Annotated in this window: 17 protein-coding genes; 4 read left to right on the top strand and 13 right to left on the bottom strand. The window is 73.0% G+C overall.

From position 1 onward, the window contains the following. Positions 1 to 91: 91 nt before the first annotated feature. The 7 genes from ACFYZS_RS29020 to rsmI form a co-directional block, all read right to left on the bottom strand. Positions 92 to 1,000, bottom strand: coding sequence for a 4-(cytidine 5'-diphospho)-2-C-methyl-D-erythritol kinase (locus ACFYZS_RS29020; RefSeq protein ID WP_389018715.1), 909 nt, complete (start codon positions 998 to 1,000; stop codon positions 92 to 94). Then, complete coding sequence (rsmA, locus tag ACFYZS_RS29015; RefSeq protein WP_389018712.1) at positions 997 to 1,920, bottom strand: 16S rRNA (adenine(1518)-N(6)/adenine(1519)-N(6))-dimethyltransferase RsmA; 924 nt, start codon at positions 1,918 to 1,920, stop codon at positions 997 to 999. The genes ACFYZS_RS29020 and rsmA overlap by 4 nt, the downstream gene beginning before the upstream one ends. Before the next feature lie 12 nt (positions 1,921 to 1,932). Further along, on the bottom strand, positions 1,933 to 3,930 hold the full coding sequence (locus ACFYZS_RS29010; RefSeq protein WP_389018708.1) for a zinc ribbon domain-containing protein: 1,998 nt from the start codon (positions 3,928 to 3,930) through the stop codon (positions 1,933 to 1,935). 84 nt (positions 3,931 to 4,014) lie between these two features. After that, the gene (locus ACFYZS_RS29005) at positions 4,015 to 5,454 is read right to left on the bottom strand and encodes a ubiquitin-like domain-containing protein (protein WP_389018705.1); all 1,440 of its coding nucleotides are present in this window, start codon (positions 5,452 to 5,454) and stop codon (positions 4,015 to 4,017) included. 121 nt (positions 5,455 to 5,575) lie between these two features. Next, positions 5,576 to 6,463 carry a TatD family hydrolase gene (locus tag ACFYZS_RS29000; RefSeq protein WP_389018703.1) on the bottom strand — a complete coding sequence of 296 codons (888 nt, stop codon included), beginning with the start codon at positions 6,461 to 6,463 and terminating at the stop codon, positions 5,576 to 5,578. Between the two features lie 10 nt (positions 6,464 to 6,473). Continuing rightward, the gene (locus ACFYZS_RS28995) at positions 6,474 to 6,974 is read right to left on the bottom strand and encodes a hypothetical protein (protein ID WP_389018700.1); all 501 of its coding nucleotides are present in this window, start codon (positions 6,972 to 6,974) and stop codon (positions 6,474 to 6,476) included. Between the two features lie 161 nt (positions 6,975 to 7,135). After that, positions 7,136 to 7,984 (bottom strand): 16S rRNA (cytidine(1402)-2'-O)-methyltransferase, encoded by an 849-nt coding sequence (gene rsmI / locus ACFYZS_RS28990; protein ID WP_180291325.1) that lies wholly within the window; start codon positions 7,982 to 7,984, stop codon positions 7,136 to 7,138. 197 nt (positions 7,985 to 8,181) lie between these two features. On the opposite strand from rsmI, the gene ACFYZS_RS28985 reads away from it, so the two are divergent. The 3 genes from ACFYZS_RS28985 to ACFYZS_RS28975 all read left to right on the top strand — a co-directional run bounded on the left by ACFYZS_RS28985 (position 8,182) and on the right by ACFYZS_RS28975 (position 12,114). Further along, positions 8,182 to 9,978, top strand: coding sequence for a dolichyl-phosphate-mannose--protein mannosyltransferase (locus tag ACFYZS_RS28985; protein WP_389018697.1), 1,797 nt, complete (start codon positions 8,182 to 8,184; stop codon positions 9,976 to 9,978). A gap of 148 nt (positions 9,979 to 10,126) precedes the next feature. Continuing rightward, positions 10,127 to 10,336: a hypothetical protein gene (locus tag ACFYZS_RS28980; protein ID WP_389018695.1), complete on the top strand. Its 210-nt coding sequence runs from the start codon at positions 10,127 to 10,129 to the stop codon at positions 10,334 to 10,336. Between the two features lie 137 nt (positions 10,337 to 10,473). Continuing rightward, positions 10,474 to 12,114: a penicillin-binding transpeptidase domain-containing protein gene (locus ACFYZS_RS28975; protein ID WP_389018693.1), complete on the top strand. Its 1,641-nt coding sequence runs from the start codon at positions 10,474 to 10,476 to the stop codon at positions 12,112 to 12,114. Positions 12,115 to 12,202: 88 nt separating this feature from the next. On the opposite strand, the gene ACFYZS_RS28970 is transcribed toward ACFYZS_RS28975, so the two are convergent. From ACFYZS_RS28970 to ACFYZS_RS28955, 4 genes are read right to left on the bottom strand one after another with little or no spacing between them, the layout of a single operon-like run. After that, positions 12,203 to 13,366 carry a serine hydrolase domain-containing protein gene (locus ACFYZS_RS28970; RefSeq protein ID WP_389018691.1) on the bottom strand — a complete coding sequence of 388 codons (1,164 nt, stop codon included), beginning with the start codon at positions 13,364 to 13,366 and terminating at the stop codon, positions 12,203 to 12,205. A 28-nt stretch (positions 13,367 to 13,394) separates the two neighbouring features. After that, positions 13,395 to 14,177, bottom strand: a complete 783-nt coding sequence (locus ACFYZS_RS28965) for an energy-coupling factor ABC transporter ATP-binding protein (protein WP_389018688.1) — start codon at positions 14,175 to 14,177, stop codon at positions 13,395 to 13,397. Beyond that, positions 14,165 to 14,926: a cobalt ECF transporter T component CbiQ gene (gene cbiQ, locus ACFYZS_RS28960; RefSeq protein ID WP_389018685.1), complete on the bottom strand. Its 762-nt coding sequence runs from the start codon at positions 14,924 to 14,926 to the stop codon at positions 14,165 to 14,167. The genes ACFYZS_RS28965 and cbiQ overlap by 13 nt, the downstream gene beginning before the upstream one ends. A gap of 1 nt (position 14,927) precedes the next feature. Continuing rightward, positions 14,928 to 15,995, bottom strand: coding sequence for an energy-coupling factor ABC transporter permease (locus tag ACFYZS_RS28955; RefSeq protein ID WP_389018682.1), 1,068 nt, complete (start codon positions 15,993 to 15,995; stop codon positions 14,928 to 14,930). A 181-nt stretch (positions 15,996 to 16,176) separates the two neighbouring features. Between ACFYZS_RS28955 and ACFYZS_RS28950 the strand changes: the two genes are divergently transcribed. Then, positions 16,177 to 16,596: an SsgA family sporulation/cell division regulator gene (locus ACFYZS_RS28950; RefSeq protein ID WP_389018679.1), complete on the top strand. Its 420-nt coding sequence runs from the start codon at positions 16,177 to 16,179 to the stop codon at positions 16,594 to 16,596. A 128-nt stretch (positions 16,597 to 16,724) separates the two neighbouring features. Here ACFYZS_RS28950 and ACFYZS_RS28945 read toward each other — a convergent pair whose 3' ends face one another. Both ACFYZS_RS28945 and ACFYZS_RS28940 read right to left on the bottom strand, forming a co-directional pair. Continuing rightward, positions 16,725 to 18,926, bottom strand: a complete 2,202-nt coding sequence (locus ACFYZS_RS28945) for an MMPL family transporter (protein WP_389018677.1) — start codon at positions 18,924 to 18,926, stop codon at positions 16,725 to 16,727. A 113-nt stretch (positions 18,927 to 19,039) separates the two neighbouring features. After that, a complete protein-coding gene (locus ACFYZS_RS28940; RefSeq protein ID WP_389018674.1) occupies positions 19,040 to 19,630 on the bottom strand; it encodes a TetR/AcrR family transcriptional regulator in 591 nt (196 codons plus the stop codon). Positions 19,631 to 19,773: the final 143 nt, after the last annotated feature.

The following is a 19,773-nucleotide window of genomic DNA, read 5'->3' as shown; positions in this document are numbered from 1 at the left end:
ACTCACTTCGCCCTGGGTATCCGGGCACCCGGACACCCGGGCCCTCGCGTGGGCGTGGACCTGGGCGTGGACGGGGGCGTGGACGTCCGCCTCAGGACGCGAGGACCGTGGCCCCCGGGGCCGGGCTGGTGGCCGTACGGGTCGTACGGCAGGTGCCGGAGGCTTCGAGGGCCGCGGCCACCTTGAGGGCGGATTCCGGGTCCCGCACCAGGAACGCCGTCGTCGGGCCGGAGCCGGAGACCAGCGCGGCCAGGGCTCCGGCAGAGGTGCCCGCCTCCAGCGTCGCGGCCAGCTGCGGGCGCAGCGAGAGCGCCGCCGGCTGGAGGTCGTTGGCCAGGGTCGCGGCGAGGGCGTCCGGGTCGCCCGAGGCCAGGGCGGCGAGCAGCGCCGGCGAGGCCTCCGGGGCCGGGACGGTCCGCCCCTCGGCCAGCCGGTCGAACTCGCGGAAGACCGCCGGCGTCGACAGCCCGCCGTCGGCGACCGCGAACACCCAGTGGAAGGTGCCCGCCTCCACCGGCGTCAGGAGCTCCCCGCGCCCCGTGCCGAGCGCCGCTCCGCCGACCAGGCTGAAGGGCACGTCGCTGCCGAGTTCCGCGCACATCTTCAGGAGCTCGGCGCGCGGGGTCTCCAGGCCCCAGAGCGCGTCGCAGGCCAGCAGGGCGCCCGCGCCGTCGGCGCTGCCGCCCGCCATGCCGCCGGCCACCGGGATGTTCTTCGCGATGTGCAGGTGGACCGCGTCGGACAGGCCGTGGCGGGCCGCGAGGATCTCCGCCGCCCGCGCCGCCAGGTTCGTACGGTCCAGCGGGACCTGGTCGGCGTCCGGACCGGCGCAGGTGACCGTCAGGGTCTCGGCCGCGGTGACCGTCACCTCGTCGTACAGGGACACCGCGAGGAAGACATTGGCCAGGTCGTGGAAGCCGTCGGCCCGGGCCGCGCCCACCGCCAGCTGGACGTTGACCTTCGCGGGGACCCGTACCGTCACGCTCTTCTTCGTGCTCACAGCGCGGGCCTCTCCGCCGCGGGCTTGTGCTCGGCGATCGCCGCGAACTGCTCCACCGTCAGCGACTCCCCGCGCGCCTGCGGGGACACCCCGGCGGCGACCAGCGCCTGCTCGGCGCCCGCCGCCGAACCGGCCCAGCCGGCCAGCGCGGCCCGCAGCGTCTTGCGGCGCTGCGCGAAGGCCGCGTCCACGACGGCGAAGACCTCCGCCTTCGTGGCGCTCGTCTTGATCGGCTCGGCCCGCCGCACCAGCGAGACCAGGCCCGAGTCCACGTTCGGCGCGGGCCAGAACACCTTGCGGCCGATGGACCCGGCGCGCTTGACGTGCGCGTACCAGTTGGCCTTGACCGAGGGCACCCCGTAGACCTTGTTGCCCGGCTCGGCGGCGAGCCGGTCGGCGACCTCGGCCTGGACCATCACCAGCGTGCGCTCGATGGTCGGGAACCGGTCCAGCATGGTCAGCAGCACCGGCACGGCCACGTTGTACGGCAGGTTCGCGACGAGCGCGGTCGGCGCCGGCCCGGGCAGCTCCTCCACCAGCATCGCGTCGGAGTGCACCAGCGCGAAGCGGTCCTTGCGCTCCGGCATCCGCGCCTCGATGGTGGCGGGCAGCGCCGCGGCCAGGACGTCGTCGATCTCGACGGCGGTGACCCGGTCGGCGGCCTCCAGCAGCGCGAGCGTCAGCGACCCCAGCCCGGGCCCGACCTCGACGACGACGTCGTCGGGCCGCACCTCGGCGGTGCGCACGATGCGGCGCACCGTGTTGGCGTCGATGACGAAGTTCTGGCCCTTCTGCTTCGTCGGCCGTACGCCGAGTACGGCGGCCAGCTCACGGATGTCCGCCGGTCCGAGAAGGGCGTCGGAGGCCGTGCTGCTCGTACTGCTGGTGGTGCTCTCGGGCTGCTGCTCTGCGGTGCTCACCGGTAAAGCGTCTCAGATCGTCCGGGGGTTCCCGAGCCGGACCGCAGTGTCCGGCTCGGGAACGCGTTCCCACCGCGGAGGGGTGGCGTGCGCGTGGAGGTGGAACCCCGCGCCCAACGCCGCTCCTCGCGGCCGATGTCGGCCGACGGTGCGGCCCCCCGGGCTGATACCCGGGGGAGCTGAGCTGATCGTCGTCACGCCCTGGTGCCGGCCGGCTGCGCGGGGCAGCCGGAACCGGTCCGTGTGAACGCGTCCCTCCGGACGCTGGCCCGGCGGGTCCGAAGGCCCGACAGGGGAGGGTGTCCGGCGTCGCCTGGGCACCGGACGTGATGGCCTGGGCAGGGTGGGGCCGTTCTTGGACCGGTCCGGCCGCAGGGTCCGGTCGGTGGCGGGTGTGATGACAGCGCCCGCCTCGAGCCCGTCCACGATCGTGCGGATCGCCATGGTGCCCGTGGTGCGATCGGTCGCCGTCTTGGCCTGGTGGGCCAGGCCCCTGGCTGCAATGCGCTGCCAGGCTCCCTGATCCCGATCCCCCTGCCAGCCGCAGCCGGGGCAGAGTGCCCACTTCCAGCCCGGCGCGGTGGGCGCGTCGGGGGCCTTGCGGTGCCGTAGTGGAGCGAGGCACCGCGGACAGTGCCTGGAGGTGTTCCTCGGGGGCACGGTGACCACGGCGATGCCCGCCTCTGCGGCGAGGTGCCGCATGCGATCGGTGATCCGGCCGCGCACCGTCTGCGCCATGCGCGTGTTCTGGGTTCGGCCCATGCCGCGCGCTTCCATGGAGCGCAGGTCTTCGAGGTGGATGACGCTCGCCCCGGCGGTGACGGCCTGATCGACCGCCCATCTGGCGGCGGCCCGGGCCAGTGCCTCGTTGAGGTTTGATCGGCGTGCGCTGACCCGGTGGACCTCGTCGTTCAGGACGGCGAGTCGGGGGGTCAGGGCGTGCCGCTCGTCCCCGCCGGTGAGCCGCCGGTAGCGGTCGGCCTTGAGCTGGAGTTTCTCGCCGTGGCGTCGCAGACGGTGTTGCTTGGCGAGGAGACCGGCCGCCCGGAACACGGCCCCGGCGCCCAGCGTGGTGATCCGCCCGTCGGCGTGCAGCCGCGCGGCTCCGCAGGAGAGGAGGGTGTTCAGGCCCCAGTCCACACCCAGCGCGACCGTGTGTCCTGTGCGGGCTGCTTTGGGCACGGCATGGGTGTAGGCGAGATCAACGCGGACGCCTCCCTGGGCCAGACGCAAGGTGGGCAGGTGCAGCACCGCACGTGCGGGTACGGTCGGCGGCAGGACGACGGGGCAGGCCACCGAGGTCCAGTCCCGATGCGACCGCGGGTCGGGTCGAGTGGGGAGCTGCAAGCGCAGCAGCGCGCGGTCCGGCACATCAGCCCGTTCGATGCCGGCCTGCTGCCCGTCGCACGCCGACAACAGCAGCATCCGCGACGTCCGCGGCGCGCTCTCGAGCTCGAACACATCCGCAGGAAGGCGTCCGTTCGTCTTGAGGAAGGCCTCGATCTGCCGGGTGGGACCCTTGATGACGACTGAGGACAGATGCCGCCCCCCGGGCACAGCGGCTCGCACCTGAACCCACTCGTCCGCCGTCCGCCCGGATGGGTCCGCGGGCCATGACCCGAGGACACCGGCAACGAGTTCGGCCCTCCACTGAGCGGATCGCAGGGTGCGCCCGGCCTGCTCCTGAGCCATGCGGACGATCCGGTCATTGACGCGCACGCCCCGGGGTGGCGCGGTGGCCCAGCCCAGACGCCTCAGCGCCATCCACGCGTTCGACGGAAGCTTCCGACCTTCGCTGTCCTTTCCGGAAGCGAGCGCCGCCACGTCATCGGCGTTCCAGTGGGCGGCCACCAGCTCGGTCACCATGTCGGCCGTCAGAGCAACAGCCCAGCCGACACGCTCCGTCAGCACGGAGACCGCCTGCGGCTCCCCGCTCTCCTCGTCCACACCTGCTCGCAACAGGCCGCGGGCGCAGGCGGTACGGGCGGTCTCGTGCTCGGCGAGCAGCACCTTCCGCCTCAACGCCCACCCCGTATCGCCGGTGCCGTGTCTTCCGGGTCAACGACGCCACTCGCGAAGGGTCACCCTGGGCGGCTACCGGTAAAGCCTACGGCCGCAGTGGGGCCAGGGGGTCGCGCCCCTTTGTACGTAGAGCTTCTTCGCCCGGTACGTCTGCTCCTGGCCCGTGGCGTCCTGGGGGCGGCCGGAGCCGCCGAGGCTCTGCCAGGTGCGGACGTCGAACTGGTACAGGCCGCCGTACGTGCCCGAGGCGTCGGTGGCGGAGGGGCGGCCGCCGGACTCGCACTGGGCCAGTGCCCCCCAGTCGAGGCCGTCGGCCCCGGCGACGGAGGTGGGCAGGGGCCTCGTGCCGACCTTGACGAGCTGGGTCACGGGCTCGCGGACGGTCTCCTCGGCGACCTTGCGGGGCTTCTGGCGGACCCCGTTGACCGTGCGCAGGACGTACGTGACCCGGCGCGCTCCGGGTCGGCCCGCCCGCTCGACGACCTCGGTGCCGGCGAACAGGCCGTCGTCCTCGGTGCTTTCGATCTCGTACGGGATGCGCTCCTCGCGGACCTCGCGGGTGCCGGTGATGCGGAGCACGGTGACGGTCTGGCCGTCGCGCGGGAAGGAGGCGGGCGGGACGGAGGTGGTGTCCTGGCCCTGGAGGGTGATCCCGGCCTGGCCGAGGGCCTCCTGGACGGTGGCGGCGTTGGTGCGGATGGTGCTTTCGCGGCCGTCCGCCATGAAGGTGACGCTGCGTTCGGTGCGGACGGAGAGGGCGAGGCCGGCCCGGGGCACGGGGGCGGTGCGCGGGGCGGAGAGGTAGGCGCCCTCGACGCGGACGCCGAACTGGCGCAGGGCGCCCTCGACGGTGGCGGCGGTGGTCCACACCTGGCGGGTCTGTCCGTCGAGGGTCAGGCGCAGGGGGCGGCCGTAGCGGACGACGATCTCGTCGCCGTCGTCGAGGGCCTCGGTGCGGGCGGGGGCGACGAGGTCGTGGGGGCCGACGCCGAGGCCTTCGGCGGCGAGGAGTTCGTCGACGTCGTCGGCGAAGGTGTGCAGGGTCCGGGGCTCCCCGTCCACGGTGAGCCGTACGGACTTGTCGGCGGCGACGAAGGCCGTGGTGCCGCCGGCCAGGAAGGCGACGACCAGGGCCTGCGGGACGATCCGCCGCCAGTTGCCCTGCCCCGCGGCCGCGCCGGCCGGGGCAGCGGGGGCGGGGGCGGCGCGGCGGCGCCGGCCGGTGGGGGCGGCGGTGGGCGGCAGGCCCGGGCCGGGGTCGGGGCTGCGGCGCCGGCCGGTGCCGGGTCCGGGGCCCGCTCCGGTGCCGGCGGGGGCCGCGAGGTCAGTGCCCCCGGCGGGCGCGGCCCGGCGCCGTCCGGTCGGCGCGGCGGGCGCGGGCCCGGCCTCGGCGCTCTTGCGGCGCCGGGCGGCCCGCCGGTCCCCGGTGCGCGGGGCGGGGACCACGGCGGGCTCTGGGTCGGGGGCGACGGCCTCGTTCCCGTACACCCCGGTGAAAGGACTCTCGCTCACGACGCTCGCTCCACTGGTCCGGCCCCATCGGTTCGGGCACGGCACCCTAGCGGACGTCCGTCACTCGCCAAAGTCGGCCGGCTACCCAGCGTGTCGGGGCGCCGGGCGGGCCGAGGGGCCGTCAGTAGTCGAAGGCGCGCGCCGTGTTCGCCGCCAGGGCGGTCGCCATGGCGTCCTCGTCGATCCCCCGCACCGCCGCCATCGCCCGTACGGTCAGCGGAATGAGGTACGGCGCGTTGGGCCGTCCGCGGTACGGCGCGGGGGTGAGGTAGGGGGCGTCGGTCTCGACGAGCACGAGCTCCAGCGGGGCCACGGCGAGGGCCTCGCGCAGCGGGGCGGCGTTCTTGAAGGTCACGGTCCCGGCGAACGACATGTAGTACCCGGCGGCGGCGCATTCGCGGGCCATCTCGGCGTCCCCGGAGTAGCAGTGGAAGACGGTGCGCTCGGGCGCGCCCTCCTCGCGCAGGATGCGCAGGACGTCGGCGTGGGCGTCCCGGTCGTGGATGACCAGGGCCTTGCCCTGCCGCTTGGCGATCTCGATGTGGGCACGGAAGGAACGCTCCTGCGCGGCCATCCCGTCGGGTCCGGTGCGGAAGTGGTCGAGTCCGGTCTCGCCGACGGCCTTGACGTGCGCCAGCTTCGCGAGCTCTTCGATCTCGGCCAGCGCCTCGTCGAGCGCGCCCTCGCCGCCCCCCGCCCGGGCCCCCTGGCGGGACCAGCCGTCGGGGTCCCCGAGCACGATGCGGGGCGCTTCGTTCGGGTGGAGGGCGACGGCCGCGTGGACGTTCTCGTACGCGGCCGCCGTCTCGGCCGCCCAGCGGGACCCCTTCACGTCGCAGCCGACCTGGACGACGGTGGTCACGCCGACCGAGGCGGCCTTGGCGAGGCCCTCCTCGACGGTGCCGCGCTGCATGTCCAGGTGGGTGTGGGAGTCCGCCACCGCGACCCGGAGGGGTTCGGGCAGCGGCGGCGGGGTGTCCTTGGAAGCGTCCTTGGCGGCAGTGCTCATGGGGCCGATCTTATGACCGGCGCAGGCGCCTCATCAGCCGGGAGAGCCAGCCCCCGCGCTCCGCGCCCTCGTCCGCCGTGACGGGCCCGGGGGATTCGTGCAGCGGGGTCTTGCGCTGCTTCGGGGCCCGCGGGACGTTCGCGCCGGCCGGCACCGGGCCGGCGATCCCGGGGGAGATGCGGTGGTGGTAGAGCTTGTCGATCGTGCCGAGAACCGAGGAGACCTGGCCTTCGCGCATGATCCGCACCACGTGCCCGCCGCAGTTGTGGCAGGTCGGGTTCGACAGCGGCGAAGGGACCCGCTCGCCCTGGACGGTGTAGATGATGAAGGGCTGGCCCTTGCCGTCGACGTGGTGCTCGATCTCGTAGCCCTGCTCCCAGGCGTAGCCGCACTTCATGCAGGCGAAGGAGTACGCCTCGTGCACGGTGTGCACACCAGGCTTCGGCAGGGAGACGGGTACGGCCACTGCGGGCGCGGGTACGGGTACCGAGGTGTCTGCGATCTCACTCATGCCAGCTCCTCTTGTTCCACTGGTGCCATTGCCAGTGGACGCCTCTTCGGGCAGGAGCGCATCAGGCCCTGTCGACTGTTGGACGGTCTTTGGGCGACTCATGTCCCAAAGCGCCCGGTGCGCGGTCTGAGCTTTGCTTTTCAGGTTAGCCCTTTACCGTCTTACAGCACCTTTTGAGCCGCATTCTTTGCCGCGACGACCGCGTCGAAGACCTCCCGCTTGGGTACTCCGGCCTCGGCCGCGACCGCCGCGATGGCTTCTTTTCGCCGCTCCCCGGCCTCCTCGCGCACGCGCACCCTGCGCACCAGCTCCTCGGCGTCCACGTCGCCGGGCCGGGCGGCCGGTGCGCCCTCCACGACGACGGTGATCTCGCCGCGCACGCCCTCGGCGGCCCAGGCCGCCAGCTCGCCGAGGCCGCCGCGCTTGACCTCCTCGTACGTCTTGGTCAGCTCGCGGCACACGGCGGCCCGCCGGTCGGCGCCGAAGACCTCGGCCATCGCGGCGAGGGTGTCGTCGAGCCGGTGCGGGGCCTCGAAGTAGACGAGCGTGCGGCGCTCGCCCTCGACCTCGCGGAGCCGGCCGAGGCGCTCGCCCGCCTTGCGTGGCAGGAACCCCTCGAAGCAGAAGCGGTCCACGGGCAGCCCCGACAGGGCGAGCGCGGTGAGCACCGCGGACGGCCCGGGCACGGCGGTGACCTTGATGTCCTTCTCGACGGCGGCGGCGACCAGGCGGTAGCCGGGGTCGGAGACGGACGGCATCCCGGCGTCGGTCACCAGCAGCACCCGCCGGCCCTGCTCCAGCGCCTCGACCAGCTCGGGGGTGCGCGCCGATTCGTTGCCCTCGAAGTAGGAGACGACGCGCCCGGTGGTGTGCACGCCGAGGCCCTGGGTCAGCCGGCGCAGCCGCCGGGTGTCCTCGGCGGCGACCACGTCGGCCCGCTCCAGCTCGGCGGCGAGCCGCGGCGGGGCGTCGGCGAGATCGCCGATCGGGGTGCCGGCGAGCACGAGCACGCCTGCGGAGGAGGAGGTCGCGGAGGAGGCCGAGGAGGAGGTCGCGGAGGGGGTTTCGGAGCCGGTGGGCTGGTCAGTCGTCACCCGCCCATCCTCTCAGCCGTCCCACCCGGCACACGTCATCCGTCCCGCCCGGCACACGCACCGAGGGTCCCCGGCGCTGGGGTTCGCACAGGTGCGTTCCCTACGATGACCCGGTGACCAGTACCGCGACGCCGCCGCCCAGCCCCGCGGGGGCCCCGCCCGCCCCTCCGGCGGGACGCGCAGACCAGCCGTCCACCTGGCTGCGCCGCCTGCGCAGCTTCGGCTACGTGCCGCCCGCCGACGCCGCGCGCCAGGGCCCCGGGCGCAGCGGCGCCCCGAGTCCGGACGTCCGCGGCCGCCTGGTGCCCCCGTACGCCCGGCCCTCCGCGCAGTTGTGGACGGCGCTCGGGATCCCGCTCTCCGCGGCGGGCACCTGGCAGCGCGTGCTGGCGTGGGCGGGGCCGCTGCTGGTGGCGCTGGTGGCCGGGGTGCTGCGCTTCGTGCACCTGGGCAGCCCGAAGGCGGTGATATTCGACGAGACGTACTACGCCAAGGACGCCTGGGCCACGATCCGGCAGGGTTACGAGGCGAGCTGGCCCAAGGACATCGACAAGTCGATCCTCGCCAACCCCGACGGGGTCGCCCTCCCGATGGACCCCGGGTACGTGGTGCACCCGCCGGTCGGCAAGTGGGTCATCGGGCTCGGCGAGTGGATGTTCGGCTTCACTCCGTTCGGCTGGCGGTTCATGACGGCGGTGCTCGGCACCCTGTCGGTGCTGATGCTGTGCCGGATCGGACGCCGCCTGTTCCGCTCCACCTTCCTGGGCTGCCTGGCGGGCGCGCTGCTCGCGGTGGACGGCCTGCACCTGGTGATGAGCCGCACGGCCCTGCTCGACCTCGTCCTCATGTTCTTCGTGCTGGCCGCGTTCGGGGCGCTGCTGATCGACCGGGACAGGGCCCGGGCCAGACTCGCGGACGCGCTCCCGGTGGACGACGAGGGGCGCGCCCGGCCGGACGCCGCCGTCGCCGAGACGCTGCGCCTGGGCTGGCGCCCGTACCGGATCCTGGCCGGCGTCTGCCTGGGTCTGGCGTTCGGCACGAAGTGGAACGGCCTCATCGTGCTGGCGTTCTTCGGTGTGCTGACCGTCCTGTGGGACGCGGCCGCGCGCCGCACCGCCGGGGCGGGCGCCCCGTACGCGGCGATGCTGCGCCGCGACGCGCTGCCGGGCTTCCTGTCGACGGTGCCGGTGGCGGTCGCGGTGTACCTGGCCTCGTGGACCGGCTGGATCCTGTCCCCGGACAACGGCAAGGGCGGTTACTTCCGCGACTGGGCCGCCAAGAACGACCAGGGCAGTTCGCTGTCGTTCCTGCCGGAGTGGCTGCGCAGCCTGTGGCACTACGAGACCGAGGTCTACAAGTTCCACGTCGGCCTGACCTCGGGGCACACGTACGAGTCGAACCCGTGGAGCTGGCTGGTCCTGGGCCGGCCCGTCTCCTACTTCTACGAGTCCCCCGACCCGGGGACGGACGGCTGCCCGGCGACGGAGGCGGGCAAGTGCGCCCGCGAGGTGCTGGCCCTGGGCACCCCGCTGCTGTGGTGGGCGGGCTGCTTCGCGCTGCTGTACGTGCTGTGGCGGTGGTTCTTCCGCCGCGACTGGCGGGCGGGCGCGATCGCGTGCGCGCTGGGTGCGGGTCTGCTGCCCTGGTTCAACTACCAGGAGCGGACGATCTTCTTCTTCTACGCGGTGGTCTTCGTCCCGTACCTGTGCCTTGCGGTGGCGATGATGATCGGCGCCCTGCTGGGCCCGGCGGGCTCGTCGGAACGCAGGCGCGCGCTGGGTGCGATCGCGGCGGGCGTGCTGGTCCTGCTCATCATCTGGAACTTCATCTACTTCTGGCCGATCTACACGGGCCAGACGCTGCCGATGGACTCCTGGCGCGGCCGCATGTGGATGGACAGCTGGGTCTAGCAGCCGAACGAGGGGCCCGGCGGGCGCCGTCCACCACCGCTCGCGGGCGTGGCGGGCGGCGGCCATGCTGGAAGGAGGACGCCCTCGGCTTCAGTAACGGTCGTCCTCGGAGCGGACCGGGCCCAGGGCGCCGGAGAGGCGGCGCGTCATGCGCATGCGACGACTTCTCGGTCTCGCCCTCGCCACGGCGGCGCTGGCCGGCGCGAGTGCCCTCGGCGCCGCGTCAGCCCAAGCGGCGGCGGCCCCGACCATCACGTCCGCGGAGTGCACGGAGCAGGGCGGAACGGTCAAGAACATCCCCTACGGCGGCGGCGAGGTGTGCGTGCTCCCCGACTACACCCAGGTGAGGATCGGCTGATCCGGCCGGGCCGGCCTACGGCCGCGTTGTTCCGGTCTGGTAACAAGCCGTACGCGTTCTGTTTGCACAGCGTAAGGTCCGCACCAGAGGTTCTTTGAACATGTTCAGAGAAACACGGGGATCTGGGGAGGACGTACGTGAACGGGGCGGCGAAAGGCGCCATCATCGGCGGGGTGTTCCTCGCGATGGTGGGCGGGGCCGGGTACGGGGTGTACGCGCTGGTCGGGGACGGCGGCGGGGACGACAAGGGCAAGGGCGGCGAGACCACCGCCGCGACGGCGAAGGGCAGCGGGCCCGTCACCGACAAGGAGGCCGCGCAGACCGCGAAGGCCTTCTTCGCCGCCTGGGCGGCCGGGGACGCGCGGGCCGCGGCGGAGCTGACGAACAACGTGCAGGCCGCGCAGACCGCCGTGGCCGACTACCGGGCCAAGGCGTACGTGTCCAAGGCGGTGATCACTCCGGGGGCGCAGGCGGGCACGACCATCCCGTTCTCCGTCGCCGCGGAGGTCACCTACGAGGGCGCCACCAAGCCGCTCGCGTACGAGTCCAAGCTGACCGTCGTACGCGGGCTGACCAGCGGGAAGCCGCTCGTCGACTGGCAGCCCTCGGTGCTCCACCCGCAGCTGCAGAAGGACGAGAAGCTGCGCGCGGGCGCGCCCGCGGCCCCGCCGGTCAAGGCCGTGGACCGCAACGGCGAGGAGCTCAGCGCCGAGAAGTACCCCTCGCTGCGGCCGGTCCTCGACCAGCTGCGCCAGACGTACGGCGGCAAGGTGGGCGGCAGGACCGGGGCCGAGCTGTGGATCGAGCCGGCGGCCCAGGACGCGCCCAAGCGGACCCTGCTCACGCTGGTGGAGGGGGAGCCGAGCACGCTCAAGACGTACCTGGACGCCAAGGCGCAGGCGGCGGCCGAGAAGGCCGTCGCCAAGTACCCGGAGTCCTCGGTGGTCGCCGTCCAGACGGGCAACGGGCACATCCTGGCCGTCGCCAACAACCGCAAGGACGGCTTCAACGCGGCGATGGAGGGGCGGCGGGCACCGGGCTCGACGATGAAGGTCGTGACGGCGGCGATGCTGATCGACCGGGGCAAGGCGGCGGCGGACCAGCCGGCGGAGTGCACCAAGGACGCCGTCTGGGGCGGCCGCACCTTCCACAACCTCAACAACTTCGAACTGCCCGGTGCCAACTTCGCGACCAGCTTCGCCAAGTCCTGCAACACCGCCTTCATCAAGCAGATCGACAACGTCGACGACGACGGGGCGCTCGCGAAGGAGGCCCGGGAGGTCTTCGGCCTCGGGCTGAACAACTGGAAGACGGGCATCCGCTCGACGGACGGCGAGGTGCCGGAGGCGAAGGGCGCGGAGGCGGCCGCCGAGTACATCGGGCAGGGCCGGATCACCATGAACCCGCTGAACGTGGCCTCGTTCACGGCCACCGCGCGCACCGGGAGCTTCCACCAGCCGGTGCTCGTCCCGGCGGAGCTCGACGGCCGGCCGATCGCGCAGGCGGCGCGGCAGATGAAGCCCTCGGTCCAGCAGCAGCTGGTGCGGATGATGAAGCTGACGGCGACCAGCGGCACGGCTGCGCAGGCGATGAGCGCGGTGGGCGGCTCCGACAAGGGGGCCAAGACCGGCTCGGCGGAGGTCGACGGCGCGGGCAGCCCGGACAGCTGGTTCACGGGCTACAGCGGCGACGTGGCCGCGGCGGCGATGGTCGAGGCCGGCGGCCACGGCGGCGACGCGGCGGGCCCCCTGGTCGCAGCGGTCCTGAACGCCTCCTGACGGTCCGGGGTCCCGGGGTTTCGGAGTCCCGGGACCCCGCGGTGTCGGGATCCCGGCGGCCCGGTCGCGGCCGGGACCCCCGGGGAGGTCAGAGCGAGGCGCGGACGGCCCGCAGCAGGGACTGGGCCCGGGGGTCGGCGGTGACCGACTTCGCGTGGGCGTTCGTCACGTAGCCGAAGGCGACGCCCGACTCCGGGTCCGCGAAGCCCAGCGACCCGCCGCGCCCCGGGTGCCCGAACGAGCCGGCCGACAGCAGCGGCGACGCCGGGCTGTGCAGCATGTACCCCGGGCCGAAGCGCGTGTTGACCACCAGAACCCGGTCCGGCCCGGACGACAGCTCCGTACCCGCCAGGCTTCTCGTCTGCGGGGTGAACAGCCCCGGGCCGTCCTCCGTGTCCCCCAGCAGCGCCGCGTAGACGCCCGCCAGACCGCGCGCCGTGCCGATGCCCGCCGAGGCGGGGAGTTCGGCCGCCCGGAACTCGGGGGCGTTCTCGTCCGGCAGCGGCGTGATCGCCGCGAACGCCCGCCGGGTCAGCGAGGACGGGTCCTCCCAAGCCTGCGAAACGTTCCTCCGCGGCCGGGTCCTGAGCCCGCCCGCCGGCTCCGAGGGCGGCTCCACCGGTCCCACCCGGCCCACGCGCCCCGTCTCCCCCGCCGGCAGGCCGATCCAGAACTCCAGCCCCCGCGGGCCCGTGACCTCCTGCGCCAGCCACTGGCCCAGCGAGGCCCCGGTCACCTGGAGCACCAGCTCCGACAGCAGCCAGCTGTACGTCTGGGCGTGGTAGCCGTGCGCGGAGCCCGGCTCCCAGAAGGCCCGCTGCCCGGCCACCGCACGCGCCCCCGAAGAACCGTCCACGGCCTGCGCCGGCGTCAGCGGGACGTCCAGCGCCGGAACGGCCGCCCGGTGCGCGAGCAGGTCCCGGACCAGTGCCCGCTCCTTGCCGCCCGCCTTGAACTCCGGCCAGTACGCCCCCACCGGGGCGTCCAGGTCCAGCAGCCCCCGCTGGTGCAGCAGCAGCGGCACGACGGCGGCCACGCCCTTGGTGGCCGAGCGCACCACCTGCGCGGTGCCGGCCTGCCAGGGCCCGCCCGCGCCGTCCACGTCCTTCGGGCCCGCCCACAGGTCCACGACCTTCCGGCCGTCCCGGTACACGGCCACCGCCGCGCCCCGGTCCCCGAGCACCTCGAAGTTGCGTACGAAAGCGTCCCGGACGGCCTCGAAGCCCGCCGTCACCTCACCCTGGATGTCCACGAGCGGTCCAACAATCACCTGGTCGGACTTATGCCACCGACACCGAGCGCGGGTCGAAGCCGAACGGCAGCTCCAGCCGGTGCGCCCGCATCAGATCCTCGTCGCACAGCAGGTCCTGCGTGCGCCCGTCGGCCGCGATGACCCCCTCGCTCAGGATCACCGACCGCGGGCACAGCTCGAGGGCGTACGGCAGGTCGTGGGTCACCATCAGCACCGTCACGTCCAGCGAGCGCAGGATGTCGGCGAGCTCCCGCCGCGAGGCCGGGTCCAGGTTGGACGAGGGCTCGTCCAGGACCAGGATCTCCGGCCGCATGGCCAGTACGGTCGCCACCGCGACCCGGCGGCGCTGCCCGAACGACAGGTGGTGCGGCGGCCGGTCCGCGAAGGCCTCCATGCCGACCTGCTCCAGCGCCTCGCGGACCCGGGCCTCCAGCTCCGCGCCCCGCATCCCGGCGGCCGCCGGGCCGAAGGCCACGTCCTCGCGCACGGTCGGCATGAACAGCTGGTCGTCCGGGTCCTGGAAGACGATGCCCACCCGGCGCCGGATCTCGGCGAAGTTCCGCTTCTCCACCGGCAGCCCGGCCACCGACACGGTGCCGACCCCGCCGCCGAGGATGCCGTTGAGGTGCAGCACCAGCGTGGTCTTGCCGGCGCCGTTCGGCCCGAGCAGGGCCACCCGCTCGCCCTGTCCGACGGTGAGGTCCACGCCGAAGAGGGCCTGGTGCCCGTCCGGATAGGCGTACGCGAGGCCGCGGACCTCGAGGGAAGCGGGAGAGGCGGGGGCGGAGGGAGAGGGAGTCACAGGGTCCATCCCATCAGACAGACGGCGAGCGCCGCCGCCGGGAGTACGGCCGCGTACGCCCACTGGGCGCGCGTGGCCACGACTTCGTCGATCACCGGCATGGAGCCGGCGTAGCCGCGGCTGACCATCGCGAGGTGGACCCGCTCGCCGCGCTCGTAGGAGCGGATGAACAGGGCGCCGGCGGTCTTGGCCAGCACCCCCCAGTGCCGGATCCCGCTGGCCTCGAACCCGCGCGAGCGCCGGGCGATCGACATCCGGCGCAGCTCGTCGGTGATCACGTCCCCGTACCGGATCATGAAGGAGGCGATCTGCACCAGCAGCGGCGGCAGCTTCAGCCGCTGGAGCCCGAGCAGCAGCGCGCGCAGTTCGGTGGTCGAGGCGAGCAGGACGGACGCGGCGACCCCGAGCGTGCCCTTGGCCAGTACGTTCCAGGCGCCCCACAGGCCCGAGACGCTGAGCGACATGCCGAGGACCTCCACCCGCTCGCCCTGCGCCACGAACGGCATGAGCACGGCGAAGGCCACGAACGGGACCTCGATCAGCAGCCGCCGCAGCAGGAAGCCGGCCGGGATCCGGGCCGCGGCCGCGACCGCCGCGATGAGGACGGCGTAGAGCCCGAAGGCCCACACCGCCTCGCGCGGCGTGGAGACGACGACCACGACGAAGGTGAAGGCCGCGGCCAGCTTGCAGTGCGGCGGCAGGTCGTGGACCGGCGAGTGGCCGTGCCGGTAGAGCTTGTGGGCGTGGCCCGCGCCCATCTCAGACCGCCGTGGACGCGGTCGAGGAGGCGGGGGCGGCCGTCAGGTCCTGCGCGCGCCGGCGGCGCACGGTCCAGAAGATCCCGGTGCCGACGGCCACGGTCGCGCCCACGCCGATGACACCGGCGAGGCCGCCGGAGAGGCGGGCGTCGTCGACGTCCTTGACGCTGTAGTCGGCGAGCGGGGAGTCGGCGCTGGCGTGCTCCTTCACGTTCTGGTCGATGCCCTTGTCGGCGGCGACCTTCTCCAGGCCGTCGGGGCTGGTGGAGGCGTAGAAGGAGACGAAGCCGGCCAGGACGAGGGCGGTGACCAGGCCGGTGACCCAGACCGGCTTCGTGGACCGCGCGGCGGCGGGGACGGCGGCCGGAGCGGCGGCGGGCGCGTCGACCAGCTCGCCGCCGACGCGCAGCTTGAGCGGCGCGGCCAGCGAGCGCGCCCCGTGCACCAGGTCCGGGCGTACGGCCAGTACGGCGCCCACGGTCGCGGCGGTGATCACGGCCTCCCCGATGCCGATCAGCACGTGCACGCCGACCATGGCGGTGAACACCTTGCCGAGCGGGACGTCGGTGGTCCCGCCGAGGGCGTACAGGAGGGTGAACATGACGGCCGCGCCGGGCACCGAGAGCAGTGCTCCGGCGAAGGCGGCGACGGTGACCGAGCGGCGGGTGTCGGGCAGCAGCTTCAGCAGCCCGCGGAAGACGGCGTACGCGACGACCACGGTCACCACGGCCATGTTCATGACGTTGACCCCGAGGGCGGTCAGCCCGCCGTCGGCGAACAGCACGCCCTGCATGAGCAGCACCACGGACACGCACAGCACGCCCGTGTAGGGGCCCACGAGGATCGCGGCGAGCGCGCCGCCCAGCAGGTGTCCGCTGGTGCCGGCGGCCACCGGGAAGTTCAGCATCTGGACGGCGAAGATGAACGCGGCGACGAGCCCGGCCAGCGGCGCGGCCCGCTCGTCGAGCTCCCGGCGGGCACCGCGGAGGCTCACGGCCACCGCACCCGCGGCGGCGACACCTGCGGCGATGGAGACGGGGGCGTCGATGAAGCCGTCGGGCACATGCATGGGGCTGCTCCGCTTCCTGCGGTCTTTGAGCTGACTAAATCTTTAACCGCTTAAGAATAGTGCCCAATTGCAAACCATTGGCAAGAGCGCCGGCAGCACAAATACCTCCGCGCGGATTCGTGGGAATGTGCGAGGCTGGGGGCACTACGGACTCATATGTTCCGATTAGAGGAGTCTTGTCGTGTCAGCCACCGCCGAGAATCCCCCCGCGGCCGCAGCCGCCACCGCCGTCGCCACCGCCGTCGCCACCGCCGTCGAGGACCGCGTCACCGCCCGCGTGATCAGCGACGACCCGCTCTTCCGGAAGATCCCCGTCGCCCTGCGCTTCGCCGCCGCGGAACCGCTCGCCGTACGGATCGTCTTCCCCGCCGGGCTCTCCCCCGAGGGCACCGAGAACGAGTGGGTCTTCCCCCGCGCCCTCCTCGAAGCAGGCCTGCAGGCCCCGACCGGCACCGGCGACGTACGCGTCTGGCCCTGCGGCCGCGTCCAGGCGGTCGTGGAGTTCCACTCCCCCGAGGGCGTCGCGGTGATCCAGTTCGACATCGCCGCGCTGCGCCGCTTCCTGCGCCGCACGAACGCCGCCGCCACCCGGCAGGCGTAACGGGCCCGGAGGAAAACGGGCCCGGAGGAAACGAGCCCGGACGGAAAACGGGACCGGCCCCGCACCTGGGATCAGGTGCGGGGCCGGTCCTGCGGGTACTGCGGGTACCGCGGACTGCGAACTGCGGGTCAGGCGTTGACCAGCTCGCGGTCCTTGTCCGGGCCCTCCGAGGATCCGGCGGAGCCTTCGAGGTGCTTGCGCAGGCTCTCGCCCTCCACGTCCACGTTGGGCAGCAGCCGGTCCAGCCAGCGCGGCAGCCACCAGGCCTTGTGGCCGAGCAGCGCGAGCACCGCCGGGACGATCGCCATGCGGACGACGAAGGCGTCGAAGAGGACGGCGATGGCGAGGCCGAAGCCGATCATCTTGATCATCTGCTCGCTGGCGCCGATGAAGCCCGAGAACACCGCGATCATGATGACGGCGGCCGCCACGACCACCCGGGCGCTGTACTGGAAGCCGGTCACGACGGCCTGGCCCGGCCGCTCGCCGTGGACGTACGCCTCACGCATGCGGGTGACGAGGAAGACCTCGTAGTCCATGGCCAGACCGAAGACGACGCCCACCATGAAGATCGGCATCATGCTCATGATCGGACCGGTCTGCTCCACCCCGAAGAGCGAGCCGAGCCAGCCCCACTGGAAGACCGCGACGACGGCGCCGAGGGCGGCGACCACCGAGAGCAGGAAGCCGAGGGCCGCCTTGAGCGGGACCAGGATGGAGCGGAAGACCACCATCAGCAGCAGGAAGGCGAGGCCGACCACGAGCGCCAGGTAGGGCAGCAGCGCGTCGTTCATCTTCTGCGAGAAGTCGATGTTCATCGCGGTCGCGCCGGTGACGAGGACGTCGTCGCCGCTGCCGTCGCGGATCGTGTGGACCAGGTTCTCGGTCTCCACCGAGGACGGGCGGTCCTTCGGGATGACCGTGATCACCGCGGCGTCGCCGTCCTGGTTCGGGGTCGGCGGGGTGACCGCGGCCACGCCCTCCAGGCCCTTGATCCGGTCGACCGTCTCGTTGGCGAGCTTCTTGTCGCCGTCGACGACCACCATCAGCGGGCCGTTGAAGCCCGGGCCGAAGCCCTCGGACAGCAGGTCGTACGCCTTGCGCTGGGTGGTGGAGACCGGCTGGGCGCCGTCGTCCGGCAGGCCCATCTCCAGCTTGCTCGCCGGGATCGCGATGGCACCGAGGCCGATGACGCCGACCAGCAGCACCATGATCGGGCGGCGCAGGACGAAGCGGGCCCAGCGGGTGCCGCCGTTGGCCTTGGGCTCGGCGCCGGCCGGCTTGCCCTTGCCGAACAGCCTGCTCTTCGTACCCGCCGGCAGGACCTTCTTGCCCGCGAAGCCCAGGATGGCCGGGACCAGCGTCAGGGCGACGAGGACGGCGATGACCACGGTGCCCGCGGCCGCGAAGCCCATCTTCGTCAGCATCGGGATGTTGACGACGGCCAGGCCCACGAGGGCGATGACCACGGTGAGACCGGCGAACACGACGGCGGAGCCCGCGGTTCCGACGGCCCGGCCCGCGGCCTCGTCCCGCTCCCGGCCCTCGGCGAGCTCCACGCGGTAGCGGGAGACGATGAAGAGGGCGTAGTCGATGCCGACCGCGAGGCCGATCATCATCGCGAGGGTGGAGGTGGTGGAGCCGAGGTCCAGCACGTTGGCGAGCGCGGTGATGGAGGAGACGCCGATGCCCACGCCGATGATCGCGGTCAGCAGCGGCAGCCCCGCCGCGATCAGCGAGCCGAAGGTGATGACCAGCACGATCGCCGCGATCAGGATGCCGACGATCTCGCCGGAGCCCGTCTCGGGGGCCGTCATCAGCGCGTCGCCGCCGATCTCGACGGTGAGCCCTGCGGCCTTGGCCGCGGTGCCGGAGTCCTTGAGCGCGTCGCGCGTCTCGTCCTTCAGCTCCATGCCGCTGACCGTGTACTTGACGCTCACGTACGCGGTGGAGCCGTCCTGGCTCACCGCCTGCGCCTGGTACGGGTCGGCGACCGAGGCGACCTGGGCCTTGCCCGGGCCGTCCTTCAGGCCGGAGACGATCTTCTCGACCTGGGTCTTGTTCTTCTCGTCGTTGACCGAGGAGCCCGCGGGGGCCTTGACGACGATACGGGCGGTGGCGCCGTCGGCGGCCATGCCCGGGAACTTCTTGTCCAGCACGTCGAAGGCCTTCTGGGCCTCCGTGCCGGGTATCGAGAACGAACCGGAGGTGGGTGCGGAGGCCGTCGCCGCGCCGAAGCCGGCGGCGAACAGCAGCGCCACCCAGAGCAGCGCGACGAGGCCTCGGCGCCGGAAGGCGCCCCTGCCGAGTCGGTAGAGGAAGGTAGCCACGGAGGCGGTTCTCCCGTTCAGGTCGTGGTGGATCCGGGACGGATCAGGGCGTGGAGAGCCGGCCCGACGACGAGAGCGGCGTGTCAGGAGCAGCAGGAACGAGTCGCGGGGACTCAGACGCCGAGGGCGGGGAAGACCACGGAGTCGATGAAGTGACCGAGGAAGGCGCGGTCCACGGACCGGTCCTCGATCAGCGGGAGGGCGATGAACGCCCCGATGAGCATGTGCGGTACGAAGGCGATGGCCGGACAGTCCGGGGCGATCTCCCCCCGGTCGACGGCCCGCTGCAGGAGCGCCTGGAGACCGGTGATCTCCGGGTCGACCAGCAGTTCGCGCAGGGCCTTGTGGAGCTCCGGGCTCTCGTGGACCGCATGGGTCAGACCCCGCATCAGCGCGGTGTCCTTCGCCATCTGCGCGTCGTCGGAGTGCTGGACCATCAGCGCGAAGTCCCCGCGCAGGCTGCCCGTGTCGATCTCCCGCAGGGACATCGGCTGGGTGCAGCGCAGGGCCCTGGCGACCAGCTCGGGCTTGCTCCCCCACTGGCGGTAGAGGGTGGCCTTGCTGGACTTGGTGCGGGCGGCGACCGCGTCCATGGTCAGCGCCTCGTAGCCGACCTCGCGGAGGAGGTCGAGGACCGCCTCGTGGAGCTCGGCCTCCCGCTCGGGGGTGATCCGGCTGCGCCGCGACGCGACTTCTTCGGGCATCTCCGACACCTCCCTTGCGAACGAAACCGTTTCGTACACCGATGACGATACCCCCGACCCGAACGAAACGAAACCGTTCCGTTTCGTTTCGGCGAGTGGCGTGGGTCACCCGACGCGGACATGGATCACCTGTACGAGTTGCC

It is taken from the genome of Streptomyces sp. NPDC001903, assembly GCF_042891345.1.
GTDB lineage: Bacteria > Actinomycetota > Actinomycetes > Streptomycetales > Streptomycetaceae > Streptomyces.
This window is presented reverse-complemented; position numbering and strand designations above follow the sequence as displayed.